The 23149-nt window shown below is 49.5% G+C and carries 14 protein-coding genes and 1 riboswitch; of the genes, 3 read left to right on the forward strand and 11 right to left on the reverse strand.

All coding sequences use genetic code 11. The annotated features are described in order from the left end of the window. Positions 1-31: 31 nt before the first annotated feature. The 7 genes from JTN23_RS01555 to JTN23_RS01585 form a co-directional block, all read right to left on the reverse strand. On the reverse strand, positions 32-3133 hold the full coding sequence (locus JTN23_RS01555) for an efflux RND transporter permease subunit (RefSeq protein ID WP_247231839.1): 3102 nt from the start codon (positions 3131-3133) through the stop codon (positions 32-34). A gap of 39 nt (positions 3134-3172) precedes the next feature. Further along, positions 3173-4243 carry an efflux RND transporter periplasmic adaptor subunit gene (locus JTN23_RS01560; protein ID WP_247231841.1) on the reverse strand — a complete coding sequence of 357 codons (1071 nt, stop codon included), beginning with the start codon at positions 4241-4243 and terminating at the stop codon, positions 3173-3175. Between the two features lie 242 nt (positions 4244-4485). Then, positions 4486-5928, reverse strand: coding sequence for a SusD/RagB family nutrient-binding outer membrane lipoprotein (locus JTN23_RS01565; RefSeq protein ID WP_247231843.1), 1443 nt, complete (start codon positions 5926-5928; stop codon positions 4486-4488). A gap of 9 nt (positions 5929-5937) precedes the next feature. Further along, positions 5938-9114 (reverse strand): SusC/RagA family TonB-linked outer membrane protein, encoded by a 3177-nt coding sequence (locus tag JTN23_RS01570; RefSeq protein WP_247231845.1) that lies wholly within the window; start codon positions 9112-9114, stop codon positions 5938-5940. Positions 9115-9567: 453 nt separating this feature from the next. Then, entirely contained in the window at positions 9568-10056 is a 489-nt protein-coding gene (locus tag JTN23_RS01575; RefSeq protein WP_247231847.1) for a hypothetical protein, read from the reverse strand. A 25-nt stretch (positions 10057-10081) separates the two neighbouring features. Continuing rightward, the gene (locus JTN23_RS01580) at positions 10082-11536 is read right to left on the reverse strand and encodes a SusD/RagB family nutrient-binding outer membrane lipoprotein (RefSeq protein ID WP_247231849.1); all 1455 of its coding nucleotides are present in this window, start codon (positions 11534-11536) and stop codon (positions 10082-10084) included. Positions 11537-11554: 18 nt separating this feature from the next. Then, positions 11555-14656 carry a SusC/RagA family TonB-linked outer membrane protein gene (locus JTN23_RS01585; RefSeq protein ID WP_247231851.1) on the reverse strand — a complete coding sequence of 1034 codons (3102 nt, stop codon included), beginning with the start codon at positions 14654-14656 and terminating at the stop codon, positions 11555-11557. Between the two features lie 628 nt (positions 14657-15284). Here JTN23_RS01585 and JTN23_RS01590 point away from each other — a divergent pair. Beyond that, positions 15285-16604, forward strand: a complete 1320-nt coding sequence (locus JTN23_RS01590; protein ID WP_247231853.1) for an amidohydrolase — start codon at positions 15285-15287, stop codon at positions 16602-16604. Positions 16605-16672: 68 nt separating this feature from the next. Here the strand turns inward: JTN23_RS01590 and JTN23_RS01595 are convergent, their stop codons facing one another. From JTN23_RS01595 to JTN23_RS01610, 4 genes are all read right to left on the reverse strand, one after another. Beyond that, the gene (locus JTN23_RS01595) at positions 16673-17473 is read right to left on the reverse strand and encodes an SDR family oxidoreductase (protein WP_247231854.1); all 801 of its coding nucleotides are present in this window, start codon (positions 17471-17473) and stop codon (positions 16673-16675) included. 10 nt (positions 17474-17483) lie between these two features. Then, positions 17484-18440: a S66 peptidase family protein gene (locus JTN23_RS01600; RefSeq protein WP_247231856.1), complete on the reverse strand. Its 957-nt coding sequence runs from the start codon at positions 18438-18440 to the stop codon at positions 17484-17486. A gap of 10 nt (positions 18441-18450) precedes the next feature. Next, positions 18451-19437: an ion channel gene (locus tag JTN23_RS01605; RefSeq protein ID WP_247231858.1), complete on the reverse strand. Its 987-nt coding sequence runs from the start codon at positions 19435-19437 to the stop codon at positions 18451-18453. A gap of 119 nt (positions 19438-19556) precedes the next feature. Continuing rightward, complete coding sequence (locus JTN23_RS01610) at positions 19557-19883, reverse strand: DciA family protein (RefSeq protein ID WP_247231859.1); 327 nt, start codon at positions 19881-19883, stop codon at positions 19557-19559. Between the two features lie 336 nt (positions 19884-20219). Beyond that, positions 20220-20331: riboswitch (SAM riboswitch) on the forward strand. A gap of 213 nt (positions 20332-20544) precedes the next feature. On the opposite strand from JTN23_RS01610, the gene JTN23_RS01615 reads away from it, so the two are divergent. Together JTN23_RS01615 and JTN23_RS01620 are read left to right on the forward strand one after the other, a co-directional pair. Beyond that, complete coding sequence (locus JTN23_RS01615; RefSeq protein ID WP_247231861.1) at positions 20545-21864, forward strand: O-acetylhomoserine aminocarboxypropyltransferase/cysteine synthase family protein; 1320 nt, start codon at positions 20545-20547, stop codon at positions 21862-21864. Positions 21865-21939: 75 nt separating this feature from the next. Beyond that, a complete protein-coding gene (locus JTN23_RS01620) occupies positions 21940-23001 on the forward strand; it encodes a homoserine O-acetyltransferase family protein (protein WP_262918395.1) in 1062 nt (353 codons plus the stop codon). Positions 23002-23149: the final 148 nt, after the last annotated feature.

Here is a 23149-nt window from a genome sequence, read left to right on the forward strand (position 1 = left end):
GTTTTCAGAAGGTAGTTTGTACCTGTATTTATTACGCTTCGGCCAGCTCGAGCTGTGATTTTTCTTCCTCCGGACGGTGCTTGAAATCACGCGACATGTACGAGTACACAGCCGGAATGATATACAGAGTAAGTATAGTCGAGAATAGCATACCCCCCACTACCGCGATACCCATGGATACCCGGCTTTCGGCACCAGCACCCAGAGCCAGGGCTATCGGCAGGATACCTAGGATGGTACAAAGGCTGGTCATCAGGATAGGACGGAAGCGCGAAGCTGCTGCCTCCTGAACCGCCTGCATCTTGGGCACCCCTGCTTCCTTACGCTGGTTGGCAAATTCCACGATAAGAATACCATTTTTGGTCACCAGACCTACCAGTACGATAATACCGATCTGGCTGAAAATATTCATGGTCTGGCCGAAGTCCCACAGTGACAGCAGCGCCCCGCAAAGAGCCAGAGGTACTGTCAGCAGGATGATGATCGGATCCACGAAACTCTCGAACTGAGCCGCCAGGATCAGGAATATAAGTATCAGTGAAAGCAGGAACGCAAAAAGTAAGCTATTGGAGCTCTCCCTAAACTCACGGGAGGTACCATCCAGAGCCGTGTTGAAGGTCTCGTCCAGTACTTCATTACCAATGCGCTCCATCTCGTCGATGGCTTCACCCATACTGACTCCCTTAGCCATGTTGGCCGATACGGTGGCCGAAATGTACCGGTTAAAGCGCAGAAGTTGTGGTGGAGTACTTTGCTCAGTAAGCTTTACCAGGTTATCCAGCTGGATCAGCTCACCGGTTCTGCTCTTGACATACAGTGACTTTAGGTCCAGGATGTCGTTCCGCTCATTTCGGTCTATCTGGCCTATTACCTGATACTGCTTGCCATCCTGGATAAAATACCCAAAACGACGTCCACTCAATCCAAGCTGCAGGGTCTGGCCGATATCCTGAATGGATACTCCCAGCGTTTGCGCCTTTTCGCGATCAATTTCCAGACGGATCTCGGGCTTGGTAAACTTCAGGTTCACATCTACACCTTCCAGCTTGGGACTAGCCTGAGCTTTTTCTACAAAGACAGGCAGAGCTTCTTTCAGTTTATCGAAATTAGGAGCCTGAATTACATACTGGATAGGCTGGCCACGTGAGCGACCCGCGTTAATAGTCTGATCCTGTAAGAAAAAGGCGCGGGCACCCGAGAACTGACGAATCTTTGGCGTCAGGGTTTCTACGATTTCCTGCTGGCTACGCGTACGCTTGGCCGGTTCGGTCAGTACCACACGTACGAAACCTGAGTTGGTAGCAGAAGATCCAAAACCCGGTGAGGTGATGGTCACCACCCCGTTGCGTTCGGTGGAGTCTAGTTGATCATATACATACTGACCTACCTCGTCCATGTACTTCTGCATGTATTCGAAGGTTGCCCCTTCCTGAGCCGTAGCATTGATCCGGAAGTTACTGCGGTCTTCCATTGGCGCCAGCTCCGAAGGAATGCGGTTATTGGTCATAAGGACAAAAATGATGCCTCCAAATACCACGATCAGTACCCACGCTACCCAACGCATACCCATAAAGGATTGCAGGGAGCTTTCGTAGCCTTTGTTCATCCAGTCGAAGAACGGCTCAGTCTTCCGGTAGAGCCAGGGCTGACGCGCCCGCTTCTTGAGGAGACGGGAACTCAGCATAGGGGTAAGTGTCAGCGACACAAAAGCTGAGATAATTACGGAACCGGCTACTACGATACCAAACTCACGGAACAGACGTCCGGTAATACCTTCCATGAATATAACGGGAAGGAACACCGCTGCCAGCGTAACCGTGGTGGAAATAACGGCAAAGTAGATCTCACGCGATCCTGAGTAAGCTGCCTGGAAAGGCGTCATACCTTCTTCTATCTTGGCGTAGATATTTTCAAGTACCACGATGGCGTCATCCACTACCAGACCAATAGCCAGTACTATACCCAGTAGTGTCAATACATTGATAGAGAACCCACAGATGTACATGATAAAGAAGGCTCCGATCAGGGAGATAGGTATAGCCGTCAGGGGTATCAGGGTAGAGCGCCAGTCGCGAAGGAACACAAAAATGATCAGGGCCACCAGGATAAATGCAATGATAATGGTTTCGACCACCTCATGGATGGAGGAGCGTACAAACTGCGTATTATCGTAGCCGGGCTCAACTATGATATCATCGGGTAGGTCTCTTTTGATCTGCGCCAGGCGTGCTTCCAGTGAGGATACAATGGCAATGTGGTTGGCACCGGGTTGAGGAATCACAGCTACGGCCATCATAGGCGTACCATCTCTTTTCAGAAGTGTCCGCTCATTTTCGGGAGCCAGTTCGGCGTATCCTACATCTTTGAAGCGTACAATACGGTTAGCTTCCTCCTTGATGATCATATTATCGAAGTCCTCTACCGTTCTGAGGCGCCCCAGGGTCCTTACCGATAGTTCCATGGTCTGACCTTCGATACTACCTGAGGGTAGCTCGACGTTCTGCCGGGCCAGAGCCTGTGATATATCAATAGAAGTAAGCTGGTAGGCGGCTAGCTGAGCCGGATCTATGCGCAGACGCATGGAGTACTTTTTCTCCCCCCAGATCTGCACACTACTCACACCCGCTACCGTCTGGAACTTCTCCTTAAACTGACGGGTCACTACATCATTAAGATCAAGCAGAGAGCGCTTTTGGCTCTTTATGTTGATATACCAGATCGGAGAGGCATCGGCATCGGCCTTGGCCACGATGGGAGGGTCCACATCCGGTGGCAGGTTACGCTGGGCTGATGATACACGGTCACGCACATCGTTAGCGGCCGTTTCCATATCTATACCCAGGTCAAACTCAACGGTAATATTACTACGACCGTCCCGGCTCGAAGACGACAGGGTCTTGATACCCGCAATACCGTTGATGGATTCCTCGAGTGGTTCGGTGATCTGTGATTCTATAATCTCGGCGTTGGCTCCCGTATAGGTAGTACTAACCGTTACTACGGGCGGGTCAACGCTCGGAAACTCCCGCACACCCAGGTAGGTGTAGCCAATCACCCCGAACAGGATGATGACCAGCGACATCACTATCGCTAGTACCGGGCGTTTGATGCTTACATCTGAAAGACTTGCCATATGTTTTAGGACTAGGACTTTAAAGTTTTAGCTACTCTATTAGGGTTGTAAAGCCAGCTTCTGAGTCTCCTGGTTGATTACTTCGCGTACTTCAACCGGGCCTTCGGGCTTTACCTGCAGGATACCCGTCACAATGAGCGTATCTCCTGCGCTTATCCCACTGACAATCTCTACACTTCTTTCTCCACGCGTTCCCAGTTCTACCATGCGGGAGGCTGCTTTACCATTTTTTACCAGATACACCTTATGGCCCTGCTGCTCAGGGATCAGGGCTTCGTTAGGAATGGTAATGGCAGTACCTTTATTACCTATTACCAGCTCGATGCGGGCAAAGGCTCCGGGGAGCAACGTACCTGATGGGTTAGGGCTGGTGGCCCTCATTTGTAACGTACGGGTCTGCGGATCTATTTTAGGATCAACGGCATATACACGTCCTTCGTGCTTACGCTCCGAGCTCTCTACCTGAAACTCGATACGGCTTCCGTTCCGAATGGCATCCGCGTACTTAGCCGGCACCGAAAACTCCACTTTGGCCGGATTGGTATTGGTCAGGGTGGAGATACGGGTAGTAGGGGAGATATAGCTACCCTCACTTACGTAACGCAGACCTAACTTACCCGAGAAGGGAGCCCGTACGGATGTTTTGGCGATCTGGGCTTTGATATTCTCGATGTCAGCTTCAATGGTTCGGACCGACGTAAGGCTAATCTCGTATTCCCGCTGGCTGATCGCCTCGATCTCGAGGAGCCGGCGCTGACGAGCTTCGTTATCTTCGGCCAGTTTCTTGTTGTACTCAAACTTCTTAAGCTGAGCCTGCAGGTCATCATCATTGATTCGAAGGAGCAGTGCACCCCGCTGTACAACCTGCCCTTCCTTAAAGTACAGGTTGGTGATCTTACCCGACACTTCACTTCTGATTTCTACCTCTTCGTTAGCCAACACAGTACCCGTTGTTTTCACTACATCATCCAGACTGGTAGGCTCTATTACCATAACAGAGACGATAGCCTTACCAGGACCTTTCCCACCGGCGGGGGCATTACCCGCTGCTTTTCCTTCGGTTGGAGGAGGAGTATCAAAATACTCTTTCAGGCGAGGGTAAAAAACCATTCCGAGAATAAGGAGGATAATCAGAGTTGTTAAAACTCGCTTGGTTATTGTGCTCATGGAGGGCTAAATGAAAAAAATAGATCGAGTAATATGAATGATAAGTGTAAAGACGATAGTTGCACCAACAAAGGTACACAGGATAGAAGTATCTAAAGGCTGCGTTTTAACCATCAGATACGAAAAAAGTTACCCATCCTGGATGGGTAACTCTTTCAGAACAAGTTACGGTTAAGAACAGTTTCCTATTGCTTATCCCAGAACAATCTGGTAGTGGCCTCATCTCCACCAATAGCTGCTGATGCGGCTGCTACCTGCGCTCCGTTCAGAGTCTGCTCATTTACAGGGTAGATGAGACGGGTTGGGATAGCCAGACCAGCAGGAGCACCATCACCCGTTGGCGGCATCAGCCGTGGGTAGTCAAGGCGTCTCCACTCCAGCCAGGCTTCCCATCCTCTGTTAAATAGAGAAAACCACTTCTGAGTACCAATCTTCTGCCTGAAATCACCTTCGGCAGTAGCGTAGGCTACCTCAGGCTGTGCCAGGTAAGCTTGAGCCTGTGCCTGGGTACCACCCCAGTACATGATAGAAGCAGTGACTGCTTTGTTATAGTGTTCGGCGGCGTTACCTTCAATAAAGCCTCTTTCCACCGCTTCGGCGAGCAGGAATTCTACTTCTGAATAATCCAGGAGCAGCGCTTCCAATTCAGGCTGAATCAGCCGGTCACTCAGATGTGAGAAGTTAGCATAGGTGTTCGAAAATCCATATCGGCCTCCTACATATTGACCATTTACTGTGGTAAACCAGGCCTGTCTCCGTGGATCATTCAGTTCGTTCATCGGATCGATGATCGTACTGGCAATCACAAAGTCCTGTCTGGTTGAAAAACGGGGGTTGAGGTTTGCCGAGATTGGATTATTGTTAGGTGGCGAAGAGATGTAGGGGAAGCGGGCATTTTCGGCATTGCTGGTCAATACCCCTCCGGCTACTGCTTCACTTACGATCTGCTTCGCTTTGGCCTGATCAACATCTGCTATTACCATACCCAGACGGAGCTTCAGCGAGTTTCCGAATCTTACCCACTTATTTATATCTCCGGAGTATAGCAGGTCAGCCGCACCTGCAAATCCGGCAGCGGAAGGATCAAGTGATTTAACGGCCGCATCCAGACGGTTCAACAGATCATTATAGACTGTCTGAGCATTATCGAACTTTGGTAGCGGGTTCAACGGATCAAGAGCCTCACTGTACGGAATATCACCAAATGTAAGTACCAGTACTGACCACGCATACACCTCAATGATTTCATTCTGGGCGAGCTGATTGGCCTTTACGGCAGGAGCCAGCGTCTGATCCGCTTCAATGATACGTCTCGCTTCGCGCAGATCTGACAGTACATCACGATAAATGCTCTGCCATAGAGCCTGCGGAATAGTCCGGGCGGTGAGGTTATACCGTGGCTCGTCCAGATAGGTAGTCGTAGCCCACTGTTGTACATACAACCTGAAGTTATTGTTATTAACGTTAGGTGTCGTAAGCGCATCGGACAGGTTTTTAACAGCATTTGTAAAAAATGCCGGAGCCGGTACATTCGATGCGCGCTTCTGATCAATGTTATAGTCTTCGAGACTATCAACGCATGATACCATCAGTATCATGGGTAATATAAATACGAGTATCTTTTTCATGTTCAAATTCTAGAAGTTAAATCTAACGTTAAAGCCATAGTTCCGTACGGCAGGGTAGGCCCCACTCTGGTATCCACTGGCTGCATTTCCTGAGCTCAACCCCTCTTCCGGATCTGTGTACTTGGCATTCTTGTGAATGATCCACAGGTTCCGTCCTACCAGTGATACATCGATACCCTTGAAACTACGTAGTTTTTCAACGAGTGATCTGGGCAGAGAGTAGGTCAGGGCCAGCTCTCTCAGTTTGACGAAGCTCGCATCATAGATGTACATAGAGTGAGGGGCACCAGCACCGCCTGCTACATAACCAAATGGAGTCTGGCCGTAGCCATCAAGGTTCTCGCCTCTTACTGTATTGACACTACCGTCGGCCTGTACGCCCGGGAGAAGTATACCACCACCATCAGCCACCGGTGTTCTGCTAGGGTTGCCCAGTTCATTCAGACCGGCACTTTCCGGGTACAGACCGGTAGCTTCACCGTACCATTGATCAAGGGAGAAGAAGTCGCCACCTTTGCGTACATCAATCAGGAAGCTAAGTGACAGATCCTTGTATCTGAACCGGTTGTTTAAGCCGCCTACCCAGTCAGGATTAGGATTACCAATAATGACCGCCGAGCTGGATGATCTCAGATAATATCCGTTAGGACCAACGATTCTCTGGCCATTATCATTGTACTGGTAGTCTCTTCCTCTGATCACACCATAGGGATGTCCTTCGGCAGCGTTAAGGGAAACACCCCCCTGTAAGCTGGCGATAGAGACGTTCGTAACCCGGTTATCACCCTCACCATACAGGCTGATTACCTTGTTACGGTTACGGGCAAAGTTGGCGTTGATAGTCCATGAGAAATCGTCCGTCCGTATCGGCATTATGAAAGCCGAAACTTCAATACCCTGGTTTTGTACTTCACCCGAGTTGATATAGCGAGCCGTGAAACCAGTGGCCGGAGTAACGTTAACCGGAAGGATCTGGTTGAAGGTATTGGTTTTGTAGTACGTGACATCCAACCCTACGCGGCTATCAAAAAACTCAGCCTCTATACCAACCTCCATACTTTTGGTTCTTTCCGACAGGAGTTGAGTATTGTTCTTCGTGTTCGGAAGTGAGAACAGTGGTGTTGAACCAAAGCCCGTTGGCTTATCATACACATCAAAAACACTCAGAGCCGGAGCATCATTACCTACTTCGGCGTAGTTGGCTCTGAACTTACCATGCGACAGCCAGGTAGCATCCACTACATTGGAGAATACAAAGTTGGCACCAACGGATGGATAGAAGTAGGTGTTGTTGCTTTGTGGTAGCGTAGTGGATTTATCCTGACGGGCTGCCAGTTCCAGGAATACCAGTTCCTTATAGCCAAAGTTCGCATTAGCGAATATACCATCCACTCCGATGCGCTCAAACTCTTCGGTAGGTGGATCAATGGGGCTAACAGAATTTGACAATGAATACAGCCTTGGTACTACCAGACCTCCGTTGGTACTGGCCCGGATGGAGTTGAGCCTGGTTCTGCGTATGTTACTACCAAGTAGTCCTCTGAAAGAAATATCCTCCGATATGTTCTTATCAAAGTTTAGTATCAGATCGTAGTTGGTTTCACTGTACGAGCGGTTGAATCTCGAATATGAAGCAACTCCGGCACTTCCTACAGCTACACGCTCCTCCTGAAAGTCATTAGTACCATCATACCCTAACCTTCCGATTACATTGAACCAGCTGGCTACTTTATAGGTAGCTGTTACGTAACCGAATATATGATCACGGGTATCATTGGCGAAGTTCTCGTAACGATCCCAGTAAGGGTTATCCGAGTAGATAGGGTGGGTACCCTGCAGGTTAGCCCAGTTCCAGGTTATATTCTGCCGGTTTCTGAAGTAAGCTTCCCGCTGCTCTTTGATATCCACGTTGGTCTGCCACCACTGTCGGAAGGCCTGGTTGGGGTTACGGCCGCTATAGCCGGTACCAAATCTACCCAGGCCCTGCACATTAGTATAGTTGGCAGAAGCAGATACAGTGAGTCGGTCCGATATATCATATGAAGCTGACAGGTTCAGCAGGTTCTTGTCCAGCTTACTGTTAGGTAGTACTCCTTTGTCATCATTGCGGGTATAGCCTAGTTTAAAAGTAGCTTTTTCGGCGCCACCGCTAATGAATATACTCTGGTTGGAGCTTACGGCCGTTTCGTAGAAAGAAGACGGATCGTTAGCCGCGGCTACCCAGGGTCTTGCCTTACGGTAATTGGGGGAGAAAGGATCAAGGGCATCCCACTGGTATACCAGCTGATTCGGGTCAAAACGGGGGCCATAGGAGGCATCATCCGTAAACATTACGGTTGGTCTGGGTCCATCATCAAAAGTGGCATCAAGAAAAGCGGGTTCATAGCCAGCTCCATATTCTTTCTGATAGCGGGCAAAGGTACTCTTATCAATAGTACCCCAGGTTACACCACTGTTGATCGTGATGTCCAGGCTGTTCTTTCTGCCTTTCTTGGTGGTGATCATGATCACACCGTTGGCCGCTCTCGAACCGTATAGGGCCGTTGCTGCCGCTCCCTTCAAAACGTTGATTGAAGCGATATTGTCGGGGTTGATATCAGCGGCCGCATTTCCGTAGTCAGGACCACCTCTACCTGTACGCTGGTTGGTGGTATTGGTATTGGCGTTTGAAACAGGTACACCATCGATGACAAACAGCGCCTGGTTATTTCCGGTTATTGACTTGTAGCCACGGATAACTACGTTGGTAGATCCGCCCATGTTGTTGTTAGTCTTAATATCCAGACCAGCCACCTTACCGGAAAGCGCATTGACAAAGTTGACATTTCGTGCCTGCGTGATCTGATCGGCACTTACCTGCTGGGCTGAATAGGCCAGTTCGTTTCTGTTCCTTTCAATACCCAGGGCAGTTACGACTACTTCCTGCAGCTGATTGACATCCGGATTCAGCGAGACATTGATCACTGATTGATCCGCAATCAGTACCTCTTTGTTCGTAAATCCAATAAAGCTAAATACCAGGATACTTCCGGATGGCGCTGCGATACTGAATGTACCTTCACTGTTTGTTGTGGTGCCTCGGGTAGTACCTTTTACCGCAATGTTTACCCCTGGGAGAGGTGATCCGTCATCAGCAGTGACCCTACCAGTCACCGTGCGATCCTGAGCGTAGACCTGGTTTGCCATAAGCATCAGGCCCGCAATCAAAGTGAATAAATACTTCCTCATACGATTAGGTTAAATGAAAAATGTGTTATGAAAACAGTTATTTAAGTAACTGTTAGTAAAACTAATATGTTGGCAATAGGTTTAAAGTCCAGAATAAAATTTTGATAGAGTGTATAAAGCGCAAATAATCAATACTAAAGTCTACTTACAAGTAGAGGTAGGTTACTTAATATTCTGAATTTGATTACTGTGAGCCATTTGACACACCGTGTGCTTTATACTTTGTTTGATGAAGAAGTATAGGGGAAAGATCAGATTGGGGGAAATTTGGAGTAGGTATGAAGGATAATGGGGCAAATAAGTAGAAAACGCCTTACGAGAGAACACAAAAGAAGAGGCCGCTTCCAGTACTGGAAGCGGCCTCTTCGGTAATCCGTTGCCTGGCAAGTTTAGTACCTACCAGAGCATGTATTATTGAATAACATTCACCCGTACACGTTGGGTAACGATCTGCGTGTTGTCATCCAGCGTCACCAGGAAAATGAAAGCAAGTTCCTGACCTGCTGCAACGGGTGTTGTAGCCGTACGACGCTTGGTCTGAAACTCAGCGATGGTCGTAGTGAACACAGCTTTAGTACCCTCACCCGGAATCGGAGCCGAAAGGTAGTTAGCACCTGTATTCAGTGTAGCTATGTTGATAGCATTTGCACCAGCCGCCACCTTCGTGATCTCTTTGATAGTACGTCCTGATGACTCAGGAATCGACAGTTCAAAGCGGATGGGATCATTGGCCGCCAGCGAAACCCGGATGAAGGGATCAAACCCATGCGTAGTCGCATTAGGGAACGTTACGGGTATAGGTGCAATGTTGTCGCTGTTGAACACGCCATAGTCCTTCTCGCAGGAAGTGATCGTGATCAGAGCGATCAATAGACCAAATATATTTATAAGCTTTTTCATGTTTGTTTCTATTGAAGAGTTTGAATTAGTCAACATCCCACCAAACTTTCACGTTTGAGAAAATATTTGGAGTGAAGTTAGGATTACGAGCAATTTCCTGATCGATGTACTGTGCACGCACAGGACGGGTACCATCTATACCTACAGCATTCTGGTGAGCTGGTAGGGCAGGGTAGCCAGTTCTTCTCCAATCATTCCACTGCTCCAGACCGTTTCCAAACGCAGCAATGTACTTCTGAGTAATGATCTTCTCGATTTTTTCCGCGTCAGTACCTGTCAGGGTTACTTCGGTAGGATTAGCCGTGAAGTAAGCAGTAATCTCAGCCGCAGTCAGGCCAGCTGCCTGCATTGACGCACGGATACCTTCCTGATACAGAGCCTCGGCATCACCGGCAGTACCCAGCGTAATAGCTGACTCAGCCAGGATGAACGCACGCTGAGCGTTAGTTACCAGACGAACAGGACCTTCACCCGCAGCACCGGTTACGTAAGAGCTAAAACGTGACCATGAAGACTGAGGCTGGGGCAGTGTACCACGGAAACCGTTAACGATTGTAACGTAGCTTCCAGTTGGCTTCGTCACGAACTTCTCAAGACGAGGGTCATTCTTGCCTTGCAGCAGGTTTACAAAGTTAGTACTGATCATTACTTCATTTCTGAAGGACTGACCCTCCTGAGCTGCCCACTCAAATACCGGAGCTTTACTTCCTACCGATGATCCAAAGCGAACATTCAGGTTTTCAGAGTTCTGCTTGATATAGTTATCGCTGGCAAGTACCTCATCAATAACTTGTTTGGCCAGTGCAGGCTCTTTACGAGAGATTGTGTTGGCAAACTTTAGCAGGATAGTATTACCGGCTTTCTTCCAGTTCGCGAGGTTACCTCCGTATACCAGATCATCAGCTCCGGGCTTAACAGTAGAAGGAGCATCCAGATCAGCAATACCCTCTCTTACCAGGTCAAACAGACCCTGAATCTGAGCAGTACCTTTGTAGATATCTTCCTGCTTGTCCACGCGAGGCTGCGTGTTGGCATCACCTAACAGAGCTTCTGAGTAGGGTACATCACCCCACACGTCGGTAGCAAGTGAGTACGTGTATGCCTTCATGATCTTGGCAATACCAGAGTAAGCCTTGGCACCAATGGCATCGGCTGATTCGATGGTCTTGTTGTAAGAGATCAGAGCACCGCCGTAGACCTCAAAACGCCACTGGTTCTGGAAATCTCCACCGTTGGTGTTATAGATGTCGTAAGTAGCCGGGCTACCACCAGCACCAGCCGTTACGCTCATGATGGTAGAGGCGAAGCGGTTCAGCTCGTTGTTATTAGCAAAGGCTGTACCGGTCAGGGCACTGGGCAGAAGCACTGAGGGGGGCACACTTGTAGGATTGTTCGGAGTCTGGTTGATATCCAGAAAATCATTACAAGAGGTGGCTGTGAGTAGCAAGGCCCCCGCTATGTATGTGATTACTTTTTTCATTTTAGTCAGTTGAAATTTTTAGAAGGTAAATCTTAAGTTAACCCCGTAGTTTTTGGTCTGAGGAGCACCGTTCAGATCAAGACCCTGGATATTACCTGCACCTTGTGTGTTTACTTCAGGATCGCCTGGGAAGCCAGGAGCGAAGAACCACAGGTTACGACCACTCACACCGATTGTAGCACCACCGAATGGAGTGTTACGCAGCCACTGAGCTGGCAGGTTGTAGTTAAGTGCAATCTCACGCAGACGGTATACCGTAGCATCGAATACAGCACCTTCCGAAGCAAGACCTCCAAGAGCTGCCCAGTACGTCTGAGCCGGGATCTGGATGTTGTTAGGAGTAAAAGTACCATCAGCATTGGCAATCACACCTGGCAGAACGCGGGGAAGCCCACGATCAACACCTGTGAAGTCGATGTGTCCACCTGAACGAAGGTCAACCATGCTGAATGAGTAAAGCTGGCCGCCCTGACGGGTATCGAACAGGATGCTCAAGTTCAGACCTTTGTAGTTGAAGGTGTTGGTGATACCACCTGTCCAGTTAGGCTGAACGTTGGCAATTACTTCACCGGCAGTGGCAGGCAGGTACGTACCAGTAGATGGGTTTACCAGCAGTTCACCGGCTTCGTTACGCTGGTTTTTGCTACCAATGATTACACCGTATGGGAATCCTTCTTTGATAGATGGGTTAATACCAGAGAACTGGTTACCAGTGATCGCTGAGTTATCTACACCAGGAGCAATCGAGATTACTTTGTTACGGATACGGGTAAAGTTAGCCGCTACATCCCACTTGAAAGCACCGGTTCTTACTATGGTTGAAGTAAGTACAGCCTCAATACCCTTATTGGTCATCTCACCAATGTTGGTAGTACGGGTATCAAATCCGGAAGCGTTAGAAACCGCTACGTTGAAGATCTGGTTGGTACTGCGGGTATCGAAGAGGGCCAGGTCAAGACCTAGGCGGTTTCTGAACAGACCTACGTTCAAACCTACTTCGTAAGACGTTACAAACTCAGGAGTCAGGTTGTTGCTACCAATACGGGTTGAAGGAGTAAATCCAGGAATGCTGGCACCGCCTACTGATAGAGGGAACGTAACGCTGGCTACGTTGTTACCGTAGGTACTCTGTACAAATACCGACTGCAGCAGGTAAGGATCAGCATCACGACCTACGCGGGCGGCACTGGCTCTTAGCTTGGTATATGACAGTACATCAGACTCCAGCTTGAACGCGTCGGTTGGCACAAAGCTCACAGCTACCGATGGGTAGAAGTAAGCGCTGTTTCCTTTGGGAAGAGTAGATGATTTATCTACACGTCCTGAAAGCTCAAGGAACAGGTACTGATTGTAACCCAGTGACAGCTGACCATAGTGACCTACAAGTCTTCTTCTGTTACGTGTTTCGGCCGAAGCTGTGAATACAGAACCGTTACTTACGTTGTCAAATCCAGGGATCGTTAGTGAAGCAGCACTTACAGTAGAATTCTGGAAATCACGCTGGTTCAGGTTCTGACCCAGTAGGAGGGTAGCGTCAAGTCCTTCCATCAGGAAGTTGCTCTTCTGAGCTGTGATCAACAGGTCTCCGTTCAGCTCAGAGTTGAAGATAGCATCCTCAATGATTTGTCCCTGAGTCTGACGAGCCGAGCCAATGCGGAGAGTCAGTTTACGACGGTCCATGTACGAGTCAGCCGTTACACGGTAGGTTACGTTCAACCAGTTGGTGATGTCATAACCTACTCTCAGGTTACCAAACACACGGTCAACGTTTGATCTCAGGAACTCGTTGTTCACACTCCACAGAGGGTGGTTCTGAGCAGGGTTGTAGAAAATACTTCTGCCAAGCTCATTCTGGAAAGGACGACCTGAGAAGTCAAACGAACGGGGAATACGAGTGATCTGACCGAAAGCCGAGCCACCGTTACCCATCGTTGTATTCTGCTGGGTTGACTTTACATACGTAATAGTACCACCTACGCGTACTCCGTTGGTCAGTCTCTTATTACCACCTACGGCTACACTGTGACGGTTAAATTCACTGTTAGGAATTACACCGTTCTGGAACATTGAGTTGATAGTAGCGATGTAGTTATCATCAATGGTTCCTGAAGCGATGCTCACGCCATTCTGAAGGATGTTACCAGTACGGTAGAACTCCTTGAAGTGGTTAGGGTAAGCCTGGTAAGGTACTGTTTCACCCTGAGAGTTAACTACAGTTTCGAAGCCTGGTGTGCCAAAGCGAGGTCCCCATGAGCCGGTTGTAGTAGGTACAAAGTTGTTGTTAGTACCCTGTCCATATTCATTCTGCAGTGAAGGCAGACCAGTCGCCTGCTGTACGTTGTACGAAGAGTTTACAGTAACTTCAGTTTTGCCCTTCATTGTACGACCACTCTTAGTGGTAATAACGATAGCACCAGCCGAAGCTCTTGAACCATATAGTACAGCAGCAGCAGGTCCTTTCAGGATGTTGATAGACTCGATCGTCTCAGGAGCGATATCCGAAAGACGGTTAGAAGGCTGCGAACCGAACAGTGTGTTCTGGGTATTGTCGGTGTTGTTGTTGAAGATGATACCATCTACTACGATCAGAGGCTGGTTGTTACCGTTGAATGAGGTAATACCACGGATGTTGATGTTAGTAGAGGCACCTGCAGCACCTGAAGCACTACCGATGTTAACACCGGCCAGTTTACCTTGAAGTGTGTTCAGTAGGTTAGGCTCTGAGCGCTGTGATATAAGATCACCACTCACAGACTGTACTGCATAACCCAATGAGCGTCTGTCACGCTCGATACCCTGAGCTGTTACTACTACTTCATTAAGCTCATTGATACCTGATTGTAAGGTAACATTAATAACAGTTTGGTTACCAACTTGTACTTCTCTGCTTTCAAAGCCTACAAAGCTGAATACCAATGTTGCTGATGAAGGGGCTGACAACGAGTAGGATCCATTGTTGTCAGTAGTTGTACCGGTGGTTCCCCCTTTGACGGCCACTGTGGCCCCCGGGATGGGTGAACCATCTGTATCCGTAACTCTACCAGATACAGTGTTGCTTTGAGCGTATGTCTGACCAATGGCAAGTAATACGCCCAAAAACAATAGTAGGAGTTTTCTCATACGATGAGTGTTTGGTTTGGTTAAGTTGAAAATAGTTTTTCAATGCAAATATAGTGTTAACAAAAATTTAATTTGCAATAAAACGACTACACTTCTGAAATATTTGCCCTAACAACGAAATTCCTTATGGAACATGATATACTTTAAATGCAAATACCCCCTTTTATTCTCCTAATCCCTCTAAATTGCTATTATGTAACCACTTTGTATATTTAGAAAGTGCCTCCGTAATGATGAGGTTAATGTTTTAGGAGGGGCAGAAGCAGGATAAGCAGTAGCAGGTGGAGGGAATAATCATAGAACTACAGCAACAGAAAACGGATCAACAACTCCAGAAGGTAATCAATTTTGTGTGATAGAGGCGCCTTGAGGTAACACGCTGATACTAAAAGCTATTAGGAGTATTGTGTAAAAAAAATTATATATACGTTAAAGAGGTGGGTCTGGATTGAACCGTTCTCTAAAAGCTTTTGATTCTAATGTTTTTCTAATCTTAATTGGAATATACGAAGAAAGGGTCGGGAGCAACCGGAACATACTATGTAGAAGAAGGCGGTATATTTTACGGTTGGAAGCAGGAATCTATATATCTTAGGTATTTATTAGTTATTGACATTTAGATAAAGGTATGATCAAGAGGTTCACTTATACTATTTTAACACTCATCACTACCGGATTGGTAGCTAATGCTCAGCCAGCCTTACACGCGCAGATCGATCAGAAGGCAAAGGCTCTTGAGTCCAGAGTGATTGAGTGGCGGCGGGATATCCACCAGCATCCGGAGCTGGGCAATCGTGAGTTCAGGACCGCCGAGAAGGTAGCTAACCACCTGCGACAGCTGGGGATAGAAGTAAAAACCGGCGTGGCTCATACGGGCGTAGTGGGTATCCTTAAAGGGGGTAAACCCGGACCGGTGGTAGCCCTGCGTGCCGATATGGATGGCCTGCCCGTTACGGAGCGGGTAGATGTACCTTTCAAATCCAGGGTTACTACGGAGTACAACGGCCAGCAGACGGGTGTCATGCATGCCTGTGGTCATGATACGCACGTGGCCATGCTGATGGGAGTCGCTGAGGTACTGGCTTCTATGAAGAACGAACTGAAAGGTACCATCAAGTTTATATTCCAGCCCGCCGAGGAGGGCGCACCTACCGGAGAGCAGGGGGGAGCCGAGCTGATGGTAAAAGAAGGGGTACTGGAGCACCCAAAAGTAGACGTTATTTTTGGTCTGCATATCAACTCCCAAACCGAAGTAGGTACCATACGCTACCGATCAGGAGCTACCATGGCAGCTGTTGACTGGTTGAGTATCGACGTTAAGGGTAAGCAAACGCACGGCGCGGCTCCCTGGTCAGGGGTGGACCCTATCGTAACGTCGGCTCAGATTATTACGGGCCTGCAGACCATAGTGAGTCGTAGCCTGGACATTACTAATGCCCCGGCAGTGATAACCATCGGAGCCATACACGGAGGCATCAGGCAGAATATTATTCCGGAAGAAGTAAAGATGATAGGTACCATCCGGACGCTGGATGAGGACATGCACAAACAGGTACACAAGCGCATCCGGGATGTGGCCACTAATATCGCCGAAAGTGCCGGGGCGGTCGCCGATGTAAAGATAGAAACCTTGTACCCGGTTACCTACAATGATCCGCAACTCACGGAGGAGATGGTACCCTCGCTAGAGGCGTTGGCCGGTAAAAGCGGTGTTATAGTCTCCCCGGCTCAGACCGGAGCGGAAGACTTCTCGTTCTTTCAGCAGAAGGTACCCGGGTTTTTCTTCTTCCTGGGTGGCATGCCCAAAGGCAAGCGCGGACATGAAGCAGCGCCTCACCATACTCCTGACTTCTATATTGACGAGAGCGGGATGGTACTGGGGGTACGGTCACTGAGCCGCCTGGCCGTGGACTACATGGAAAAACACGCATCCAAAAAGGTGCAGTAATAAAAAAAACAGAGAAGGGAGGGCCACCAGGCCCTCCCTTCTTTGGATCAGTATCTTCTGGAAATATATTACTGCGGAGCCTTCCTGCGTACCATCCGGTACAGAAGCGCCGGCCAGAACCTCTTCAGGTACACGGCAGCTACCTCGGTAAAGCCTCCGATATATACCTCTTCTTTCTCCTTTCTGACGGCCCCTACTATGCGTGCCGCGCACTCCTGAGCCGATAGCCCTTTCTCCTGATTCTCGTCCATCTTTCCATGCTTCTGCCCCCTTTCGTTCAGGGCATTGATGGAAACATTGGTTTTGATATAACCCGGACATACAATCGTGACTTTGATATTCTGGTCGTGGCATTCGGCCCGGAGAGAGTCATAGAAGCCATGCAGAGCGTGCTTGGCGGCATTATAGCCCGACCGCATGGGAGTACCTACTTTGCCGGCTACGCTGCTGATTACCACAAAATGCCCGCCCTGCTGGTGCAACATGTAGGGGAGTACCGCTTTGGTAAGGGCTACGGTACTAAAAAAATCCACGTCCATCAGGTGGCGGTACACCTCCAGACTAGTATCCTTTACGTAAGACCGCTGGCTTACGCCCGCATTATGAACCATATAATCAATGCGCTGGAAGTACTGGATGACCTTTCCGGCAGCCGGGGCCGCTTCATCAAACTGGGTAACATCCATGGGTAGTACCAGTACATCCCGCTCCGGAAGGCCCGTCAGCTTTTTTACCCGATCCAGTTCCTCCATTCGGCGGGCAGTTAGTACCAGCAGGGCACCTTCCTCAGCCAGTGCCAGCGCCAGTGCTTCGCCGATACCCGACGAGGCTCCCGTAATCCAGACTACCTTATCTTTAAACGTGGACATAGTACAGTACTTAAGCTTGGTGGATTAAGTGCAGATAGCGGAGCGAAGCGCCCTGCTCCTCCACAACAAGGCGAGCCGGCAGGCCTACGCCCATAGCCCGGTTGTCGGCTACGTGTCCAGTGGGGAAGTTGTAGCATATTGGGTAGCTGTACTCCTGGGTATGCTCCCGGATAATTTCGTAGGCATCCTTTCCAAAGGTAGGATCGCTGTTGTCGCGCATGTCCGTAAACTGACCCACCAGGAGCCCCGCCAGCTGATCCAGCTTTCCTCCCCGTTTCATCTGGATCATCATCCGGTCCAGGTTGTAGAAGTACTCGCCTACGTCCTCAATAAAGAGGATCTTTCCGGTGGTATCCAGTTCCGACCCGGAGCCCATCAGGTGAGCCAGCAGGCACAGGTTACCACCCACTACTTCGGCGGTAGCTTCACCGTGTTGATTGAAAGGGTGGGAGGGGATGGAGTACCCTACTTCTTCCCCAAACAACATCCGGCGTAGCGACTCCAGCGCTTCTTCGCCTCCTTCTTTGGTAAATATCTTGGCCATCTGGGCGTGCAGACTTACGTACCCCATACCATGCAGGTGCGACAGGAGAGCCGTCAGGTCGCTGAAGCCCACGATCCACTTGGGGTGCTGTCGGAAAGTAGTAAAATCCAGCTTGTCCAGCAGGCGGGAGCAGCCGTAGCCCCCTCTGGCGGCTATGATAGCCTTTACGGCCGGATCATCGAGCATGGTCTGCAGGTCGTGCAGCCGTAGGTCGTCGGTGCCGGAGTACTGGTAGTAGGACGATGTCAGGGACTGACCTTCAATAACGTTAAGGTTCCACTGGTCCCTGAGTACCGCCAGGCCCGGCTTGACGTCATCGTAGCTGACCCGGCTGGCCGGAGCCAGTACGCCAACAGTATCACCAGGCTGAAGAAAAGGAGGTACGATCAATAAAGTATCAGTTTGCGTATTGATAAATGACATAACTACACGATTAAGTATTCAGGGAGGCGGGATGGTGGTTGTCGATTTCCTCCACGTTCACCACGATCTTTCCCGGTGTGGCACTGCTAAACATAGGATCAAACTTAGCCCCCCAGATGATTTCTTCGTATCTGTAAGAGTACCGCACGTGTACCTGCTGCATAAAGGTTTCGTCGATGGCACGCAGGAGTAGCAGTATCTCTGTATCCGTTTCCATCAGACTGTCCGGCGTGGCACCACTCAGTGGACTTTGGCTGGTAATGGGGTGAACGATGGTCCAGGTGAGGGGAAAAAAGTTGACGTGATTTCGCTCCAGCTCCAGTCCATAGTACTTACGAACCCTTTCGCCGCTGGGTAGTACCTCCAGGCGGGATAGGGCTAGTTCGGCCTCCAGGTCAATGAGTTCATTATCGCGCTCGTGGATGATCCGGAACATAAAACCGTTGATGTCCAGGTAAGGAGCAATTAACGCATTTTTGCTGAACCGGATACAGGGGGTGGGTCTAGAAAAACGACCGTACAGCAGGCCCGTAGCTATTACAAATAGGAGCAGGCCCATGAGAGCTTCCAGCGAAGCCACACTATTAGCCATAAATCCCAAAGGACTTACCCGACCGTACCCTACGGTGGTGAGCGTCTGGGCACTGAAGAAGAAGGCCTCCCAGAAGTCAGCATGCACAGGATAGCTACTGAGTTCAGTACCTTTGAGATTTTCGAGACCGATAAGCAGGTAGATGCAGGCAAAGAGGGAGTTGAGTAGCAGGTAGACCAGGAAGATACTCCCGAAAAACTGCCACCAGGGAATGGTTACCAGCCGGTGGTACCAGTTGATACTGTTCAGAAAAGAAGTACCCCGGCGCTGGACATTGAAGCTGCCGTTCCGATTGATCAGCCTGCTATGATGGTCCGTTATGCGCTGGCCGAACCCCAGGTCTTTGCGGTTTTCTTCCTCATTCAGTAGCGTACTCTGGGAAGGAGCGAAAAGTTTTCTTGCCATGCGATGGATGTACTTACGCTATCAATACCCAAACATACACAAAGATTCGGGACCTTAGGACGACGGAGCCATACTATATAAGGAGAGGCTGCGAAATCGCAGCCTCTCCTTATATAGTATTAGATAAAGACAACCTCATCAACCAGGTTTGTCTTCATTTCGCGGTTGATCAGTTCTATAATCTTATGCTTGGCCCTTACCAGTTCATCGCGCAGGGGAGCTGATTCTATCTGTAAAAAAAGTGTCCGGTCTTTGACATATACCTTAGTGGTACGGGAGGCAATAGTATGGCCCATGATCTTGTCCCAGTGTGCCGTCAGGTATGTTTCATTAAAACTGGTATTGAGTTTATAGGCGCTGAGCATCTGCTCAATCGCCTCTTTGAGAGGGGTAACGCCAGGTTTGCGGGAAGATCTTTCTTTATCAAATTTGTAGTACTGTGCCATGGTGCCAGAGGATATGCAGTAGACAAATATAGCGAATCCGGTACTCAGAGCCGATACCATTGGATAACGTTTAAGGGGCTTGATAGAGGTGAGGACAGGCTACTGCAAACCGTCAGGATTCGCAACCAAATCAGTACCAGACAAGTACCTGTAGTACGGAGTGCCAGGCCGGGTACGAAAGGAGCTAATAATAATTTAAAATAATAGGTAGCAGTAGTATGAGGTGTAGTCGCTCACTACCGAAACGTAATAAAACTCATAGCGGTATTTGCATTTAAGACGACTGGCACGTAATATTGCGACATCAAGTCAATTGCTCCACTTTTTACGGCGGTTGATTTATAAAGAAGAGGCGAGAGAATGGGCTCTGCGAACCTCTGGCAACCTACCCCAAGCGCAACCGGGACAAGGTGCTAACTCCCACCTAAGTGATTAGGAAATATAAACTCAAACGCGCATGAAACCAGAAAACGTACATCCTGCATCAGGGGTGGTTCCTGTACCCACCTGTCATTTTAGTATCTCTTTCAGCGAAGCGGATTGCTGTTGTATGCGCTGCTAGGAGAGGGGCTTCGCTATGCTTATTCTCTGATTCCTTAGTTGCAGTCATCGTGTCTTTATCCTTTATAATCATACTCCAAATACACTAAACCTTTTGATTATGTCAGACCAATCGTTCCGCTTCGAAACCCTCCAGTTGCACGCTGGGCAGGAAATTGATCCAACTACCAACTCAAGGGCCGTACCCATTTACCAAACTACTTCGTACGCATTCAAAGATTCTGAGCACGGTGCCAATCTGTTTGCACTGAAAGAATTTGGTAATATCTATACCCGCATCATGAACCCCACCAACGATGTGTTTGAGAAGCGCATCGCGGCGCTGGAAGGCGGAGTGGCTGCGTTGGCCGTATCATCGGGACACGCGGCTCAGTTTTTGGCCATCAATAATATCACCAGCGTTGGGGATAACTTCGTAACTACTTCATTCCTGTACGGGGGTAGCTATAATCAGTTTAAGAATTCATTCAAGAACATAGGCGTTGAAGCCCGCTTTGCCGATGGTGACGACATTTCCAGCTTCGAAAAGCTGATTGATGACCGTACCAAGGCCATCTACCTGGAGACCATCGGAAACCCCAGCTACAGCGTACCTGACTTTGAGGCTTTTGCCAGGCTGGCCGAGCAGTACGACCTGCCCATTATCGTAGATAATACCTTCGGGGCGGGAGGAGCGATCTGCCAGCCGATCAAGTGGGGAGCCCACATAGTGGTAGAGTCAGCCACCAAGTGGATCGGTGGACATGGTACTACGATGGGAGGTGTAATCGTAGACGCCGGTACCTTCGACTGGGGCAATGGCAAGTACCCACAGTTTACGGAGCCTTCGCCCAGCTACCACGGTATGGTACTTAATGATGTATTCGGTAAGAATGGTCCGTTTGGGAATATACAGTTTATTATCCGTGCCCGCGTAGAAGGCCTCCGCGACTGGGGCCCCTGCCAGAGTCCGTTTAACTCGTTCCTGTTGATACAGGGCCTCGAGACACTGACGCTACGGGTAGAGCGGGCGTGTGAAAATGCTCTGAAGCTGGCCCAGTGGCTGGAAGGACACCCCGAAGTGGAGAGTGTAAGCTATCCGGGACTTGCCAGCAATAAGTACAACCAGCTGGCCCAGAAGTACCTGACCCGCGGAGCCGGAGCAGTGTTTTCTTTCAAACTCAAAGCCGGTAAAGAGGCAGCCGATCGGTTTGTAAACTCACTGAAGCTGCTCAGCCACCTGGCCAACGTAGGAGACTCCAAGACCCTTATTATCCATCCGGCCAGTACTACCCACTCCCAGCTTTCGGAGGTGGAGCAGTTTGCGGCGGGCGTTGCTCCCGGCCAGCTGCGCGTATCGGCGGGTATTGAGCACATTGATGATATCAAAGCTGACCTTGAGCAGGCATTTGCTCAGATCCGTCAGCTGACTGAAGCTTGATTATAAATATAGTACTTAGTGGTAGTAGGCTACCGATGGTAGGTAGCCTACTATAAAATTTAAACTTTTGGTGCTTTGGCACGTATTCAACCCGACAAGAAGGTATTCAAATACCCCTACACGTACTCCTTGGAACTGGGACGTGAACTACATGGCTTTGAGCTGAACTATACTACCTACGGAACCCGCAATGAGGACGACAGTAATGTAGTATGGGTGTGTCATGCCCTCACTGGTAGCGCCAACGCGGCCGAGTGGTGGGATGGACTGATTGGTGAAGGTAAGTACTTCGATCCTGCCCGGCATTTTATCGTATGTGCCAATGTACTGGGCTCGGCCTATGGCTCCACCGGAGCCTTATCCGTTAACCCGGATACGCAGGAGCCCTACTACCACGAGTTTCCGGTCGTTACGGTTCGGGATATTGTGGGCGCACTGGACCTGCTGCGGCAGGAGCTGGAAATACGTAGGATAGGTGTATGTATCGGCGGATCGCTGGGAGGGCAGCAGGCCCTGGAGTGGGCCATTCAGGCACCGGAGGTCTTTGATGAGCTGATCCTGATCGCCTCCAACGCGGTACATTCCCCCTGGGGCGTAGCCTTCAACGAGTCGCAGCGGATGGCTATCGAAAACGATCCCACCTGGAAGGACCGTAATCCGGAGGCAGGTGCCCACGGTATGAAGGTAGCGCGTTCGATAGCTCTGCTCTCGTACCGTAACTACGATACCTACAACTTCACCCAGGCCCGCGACAACCCCGACCAGACCGACGATTTCCGGGCTTCGTCGTACCAGCGGTACCAGGGCGATAAGTTCATGAAGCGGTTCAATGCCTTCTCGTACTGGACCCTGACCAAGGTGATGGACTCACACAACGTGGGGCGCAACCGGGGCGGAATTGTACATGCACTGGGGATGGTCAAAGCCCGTACGCTGGTGCTGGGTATCAAGTCCGATATCCTGTTTCCGGTAGCGGAGCAGCAGTTTCAGGCCCGTCATATACCCGATGCTGTCTACCAGGAAATCGACTCCCTCTACGGGCACGATGGGTTTTTGATCGAATACAAGCAACTGTCGCAGGTTATAAAGGCCTGGCAGGAAAGCAAAGGGCGGCTGGAGCCACTTTCGGTTCAGTAAGCCTGTATAAAGCACCAGGCAGAAGGTCCTGTACACGATGAGGTACAGGACCTTCTTTTGTTAGTAATCACGGGTGAGTGGCACAGGTTTTGACTTTCATGATGTACGTACCGGCAGGTGGGGTACAGTATAAATTTTGAAATTCAAA

The organism is Telluribacter roseus, from assembly GCF_017355915.2.
Lineage (GTDB): Bacteria > Bacteroidota > Bacteroidia > Cytophagales > Spirosomataceae > Telluribacter.